The organism is Flavobacterium rhizophilum, from assembly GCF_046000485.1.
Classification (GTDB): Bacteria; Bacteroidota; Bacteroidia; order Flavobacteriales; family Flavobacteriaceae; genus Flavobacterium; species Flavobacterium rhizophilum.
Genome location: NZ_JBELQB010000018.1, coordinates 22,437 through 23,104 on the forward strand (window position 1 = coordinate 22,437; position 668 = coordinate 23,104).

At 45.8% G+C, this 668-nt stretch carries 1 protein-coding gene; it reads right to left on the bottom strand.

Annotated elements, in window-relative coordinates; all coding sequences use genetic code 11:
• Positions 1-668, bottom strand: a 668-nt coding sequence (locus tag ABS768_RS17315) for an HYR-like domain-containing protein (RefSeq protein ID WP_456264639.1), incomplete at both ends; no start/stop codon positions are given.

Here is a 668-nt window from a genome sequence, read left to right on the forward strand (position 1 = left end):
GTAGGTGCTGTAATTGTTCCTGCAGTTACCTCACACTCTACTGTTACTGTTGGAAGAGTTGCCACATCCGCCACAGGCGCAGTAGTATCATCCACTACAACAGACTGTGTTTGTGTAGCAGTATTTCCGTTACCATCATCATAAGTCCATGTTATGGTATAAGTACCCTGAGCGGAATAGGTAAGCGGATCAGTAGTTGTAGCAGTTATCGTCCCTGCACAGTTATCAGTAGCCGTAGGAGCAGTAATTGTTCCTGCAGTTACCTCACATTGTGCCGTTATAGTTGGAAGTGTAGCCACATCCGCCACAGGAGCAGTAGTATCATCTACTGTTACCGTTTGAGTTTGTGTAGCAGTGTTACCGTTCCCATCGCCATAAGTCCATGTTATGGTATAAGTACCCTGAGCAGAATAGGTAAGCGGATCAGTAGTTGTAGCAGTTATCGTCCCTGCACAGTTATCAGTAGCCGTAGGAGCAGTAATTGTTCCTGCAGTTACCTCACATTGTGCCGTTATAGTTGGAAGTGTAGCCACATCCGCCACAGGAGCAGTAGTATCATCTACTGTTACCGTTTGAGTTTGTGTAGCAGTGTTACCGTTCCCATCGCCATAAGTCCATGTTATGGTATAAGTACCCTGAGCAGAATAGGTAAGCGGATCAGTAGTTGT